This is a genomic window from Nonomuraea sp. NPDC047529 (assembly GCF_040642995.1).
Lineage (GTDB): Bacteria > Actinomycetota > Actinomycetes > Streptosporangiales > Streptosporangiaceae > Nonomuraea.
The window spans coordinates 122,957-127,285 of the sequence record NZ_JBEYTJ010000031.1 but is presented as its reverse complement, the minus strand read 5'-3'; the positions used below and the strand labels follow the sequence as shown (position 1 = coordinate 127,285).

Genomic DNA, 4,329 nt, shown 5'->3' with positions numbered 1-4,329 from the left:
CAGTTCGGCGGCCAGCGCTTCGGTGAGATGGAGGTGTGGGCGCTGGAGGCCTACGGCGCCGCCTACGCCCTGCAGGAGCTGCTGACCATCAAGTCCGACGACGTGCTGGGCCGGGTGAAGGTCTACGAGGCGATCGTCAAGGGCGAGAACATCCCCGAGCCGGGTATTCCGGAGTCCTTCAAGGTCCTCATCAAGGAAATGCAGTCGCTGTGCCTGAACGTCGAGGTGCTCTCCAGCGACGGCATGTCCATCGAGATGCGCGACACCGACGAGGACGTCTTCCGCGCGGCGGAGGAACTCGGTATCGATCTGTCCCGGCGTGAGCCGAGCAGCGTGGAAGAAGTCTGAGGGGGAGATCGCACACAATGCTAGACGTCAACTTCTTCGACGAGCTCAGGATCGGTCTTGCGACCGCCGACGACATCCGTCAGTGGTCGCACGGCGAGGTCAAGAAGCCCGAGACCATCAACTACCGGACTCTCAAGCCGGAAAAGGACGGGCTCTTCTGCGAGAAGATCTTCGGTCCGACCCGCGACTGGGAGTGCTACTGCGGCAAGTACAAGCGCGTCCGGTTCAAGGGCATCATCTGTGAGCGCTGTGGCGTCGAGGTGACCCGGGCCAAGGTGCGCCGTGAGCGGATGGGCCACATCGAGCTGGCCGCGCCCGTCACGCACATCTGGTACTTCAAGGGCGTGCCGTCGCGCCTCGGCTACCTGCTCGACCTGGCCCCGAAGGACCTGGAGAAGGTCATCTACTTCGCGGCTTACATGATCACGCACGTCGACACCGACATGCGTGAGCGTGACCTGCCCTCGCTGGAGGCGAAGATCTCCGTCGAGCGGCAGCACATCGAGCAGCGCCGTGACGCCGACGTCGAGTCCAGGCAGAAGAAGCTCGAGTCCGACCTGGGCGAGCTGGAGGCCGCCGGCGCCAAGGGCGACCAGCGGCGCAAGGTCCGCGAGGGCGCCGAGCGCGAGATGCGCCAGCTCCGCGACCGCGCCCAGCGCGAGCTGGACCGGCTCGACGAGGTCTGGAGCCGTTTCAAGAACCTCAAGGTCCAGGACCTTGAGGGCGACGAGCTGCTCTACCGCGAGATGCGCGACCGCTTCGGCCGCTACTTCAAGGGCGGCATGGGCGCGCAGGCGATCCAGGACCGTCTGATCAGCTTCGACCTCGACGCCGAGGCCGAGAACCTGCGCGAGACCATCCGCAGCGGCAAGGGCCAGAAGAAGGCCCGCGCCCTCAAGCGGCTCAAGGTCGTGTCGGCGTTCCTGAACACGACCAACTCGCCGCGCGGCATGGTGCTCGACTGCATCCCGGTCATCCCGCCGGACCTGCGCCCGATGGTGCAGCTCGACGGTGGCCGGTTCGCGACCTCCGACCTCAACGACCTGTACCGCCGGGTCATCAACCGGAACAACCGCCTCAAGCGTCTGCTCGACCTCGGTGCGCCCGAGATCATCGTGAACAACGAGAAGCGGATGCTCCAGGAGGCCGTCGACGCGCTGTTCGACAACGGCCGTCGCGGTCGCCCGGTGACCGGCCCCGGCAACCGGCCGCTGAAGTCCCTCAGCGACATGCTGAAGGGCAAGCAGGGTCGTTTCCGCCAGAACCTGCTGGGCAAGCGAGTCGACTACTCCGGCCGTTCGGTCATCGTCGTCGGCCCGCAGCTCAAGCTGCACCAGTGCGGTCTGCCCAAGCAGATGGCGCTGGAGCTGTTCAAGCCGTTCGTGATGAAGAGGCTCGTGGACCTCAACCACGCGCAGAACATCAAGTCGGCCAAGCGGATGGTCGAGCGCGCCCGCCCCGTCGTGTGGGACGTGCTCGAAGAGGTCATCACCGAGCACCCGGTGCTGCTCAACCGCGCTCCGACGCTCCACCGTCTGGGCATCCAGGCGTTCGAGCCGCAGCTGGTCGAGGGCAAGGCCATCCAGATCCACCCGCTCGTCTGCACCGCCTTCAACGCGGACTTCGACGGCGACCAGATGGCCGTGCACCTGCCGCTGTCGGCTGAGGCCCAGGCCGAGGCACGCATCCTGATGCTCTCGACCAACAACATCCTCAAGCCGGCCGACGGCAAGCCCGTGACGATGCCCACCCAGGACATGGTCATCGGCCTCTACTGGCTGACCACCCAGAAGGAAGGCGCGACCGGCGAGGGCCGCGTGTTCGGCTCGATCGCCGAGGCGCAGATGGCCTTCGACCGTCGCGAGCTGGAGATCCAGGCGAAGATCCAGATCCGGGTCAAGGACGTCCTGCCTCCGCGCGACTGGGTCGCTCCCGAGGGCTGGGAGCAGGGTGACTCGATCCGGCTGGAGACGACGTTCGGGCGGTGCCTGTTCAACCAGACGCTCCCCGAGAGCTACCCGTTCGTCAACTTCCAGGTGGGCAAGAAGCAGCTGTCCACGATCGTGAACGAGCTGGCCGACACCTACCCCAAGGTCGAGGTCGCCAACTCGCTCGACGCGCTCAAGGACGCGGGCTTCCGCTGGGCGACCCGCTCCGGCGTCACGATCTCGATCGAGGACGTCGTCGCGCCGCCGAACAAGACCGACATCATGGAGAACTACGAGCGCCGGGCCGACAAGGTCCAGCGCGAGTACGAGCGTGGTCTGATCACCGACGAGGAGCGCCGCCAGGAGCTCATCGAGATCTGGACCCACGCCACGGCCGACGTCGAGACCGACATGGTCAACGCCTTCCCGGCGACCAACCCGGTCTGGATGATGGTCAACTCGGGCGCCCGTGGTAACAAGATGCAGGTCCGGCAGATCGCCGGCATCCGTGGCCTGGTGTCCAACACCAAGGGTGAGACGATCCCGCGTCCGATCAAGGCCTCCTTCCGTGAGGGCCTGTCGGTGCTGGAGTACTTCATCTCCACCCACGGTCAGCGGAAGGGTCTGGCCGACACCGCCCTGCGTACCGCCGACTCGGGTTACCTGACCCGTCGTCTGGTGGACGTCGCCCAGGACGTCATCGTCCGCGAGATCGACTGCGGCACCGACCGCGCGGTCCCGCTGCACGTCGGCGAGCGTGACGCGTCGGGCAACCTGGTCAAGGCGGAGAACGCCGAGTCCAACGTGCACGGCCGCATCATGGCCGAGGACGTCGAGGTCGACGGCAAGGTCATCGTCCCGGCGGGTGTCGACATCAACGACATCCACGTGACGAAGCTGGTCGAGGCCGGTGTCGAGACCGTCCGCACCCGCAGCGCGCTCGTCTGCGAGGCCAAGATCGGTGTCTGCGCGACCTGCTACGGCCGCTCGCTGGCCACCGGCAAGCTCGTGGACGTCGGCGAGGCGGTCGGCATCATCGCCGCCCAGTCGATCGGTGAGCCCGGCACGCAGCTGACGATGCGTACGTTCCACACCGGTGGTGTGGCCGGCGCCGACATCACCCACGGTCTGCCCCGTGTCACGGAGCTGTTCGAGGCGCGCATCCCCAAGGGTGTCGCCCCGATCTCCGAGGCCGAGGGCCGGGCCCGGATCGACGAGACCGACAAGACCAGGAAGATCGTCATCACCCCCGACGACGGGTCGGAGGAGATCGCCTACCCGGTCTCGATGCGTTCGCGCCTGCTCGTCCAGGACGGTCAGCGCGTGACGGTCGGCCACCAGTTGATCGCCGGTGCGGTCAACCCCAACGAGGTGCTGCGCATCCTCGGCCCGCGGGCCGTGCAGCTGCACCTGGTGGCCGAGGTCCAGCAGGTCTACCGGTCGCAGGGTGTGTCGATCCACGACAAGCACATCGAGATCATCGTGCGGCAGATGCTCAAGCGCGTGAACGTGCTGGAGTCCGGGGACACCGACCTGCTGCCCGGCGAGCTCGTGGAGCGTCCGCGCTTCGAGCAGATGAACCGCGAGACGGTGGCCGAGAGCGGCTCGCCGGCCGCGGGCCGTCCGGTGCTCATGGGCATCACGAAGGCGTCGCTGGCCACCGAGTCGTGGCTGTCGGCGGCCTCCTTCCAGGAGACGACCAGGGTGCTGACGGACGCGGCGATCCACGCCAAGTCCGACTCGCTGCTGGGCCTGAAGGAGAACGTCATCATCGGTAAGCTCATCCCGGCCGGTACGGGCATGCCCCAGTACCGCAACATCCGGGTCGAGCCGACCGAGGAGGCCAAGGCGGCCATGTACACCGTCGGCGGTTACGACGGTTCGGCGGCCGACTACACCTTCGGCACGGGCAGCGGCGAGGCCGTCCCGCTGGAGGAGTACGACTTCGGTCAGTACAACCGATAGCAGTTGTTTCGCAAGCGCCGCGCCCCGGTCTCTTGCGTGAGGGCCGGGCGCGGGGCGTTACGGCCGGTCGCGCGGCCGTTGGGGGTGA

The 4,329-nt window shown here is 67.1% G+C and carries 2 protein-coding genes; both read left to right on the top strand.

Annotated elements, in window-relative coordinates:
- Positions 1-348: hypothetical protein (locus ABZ815_RS37345; protein WP_357705915.1), on the top strand; the 348-nt coding region annotated here is incomplete at its 5' end.
- A 17-nt stretch (positions 349-365) separates the two neighbouring features.
- Entirely contained in the window at positions 366-4,241 is a 3,876-nt protein-coding gene (locus ABZ815_RS37340; protein WP_357705914.1) for a DNA-directed RNA polymerase subunit beta', read from the top strand.
- The last annotated feature ends 88 nt before the right edge of the window (positions 4,242-4,329 follow it).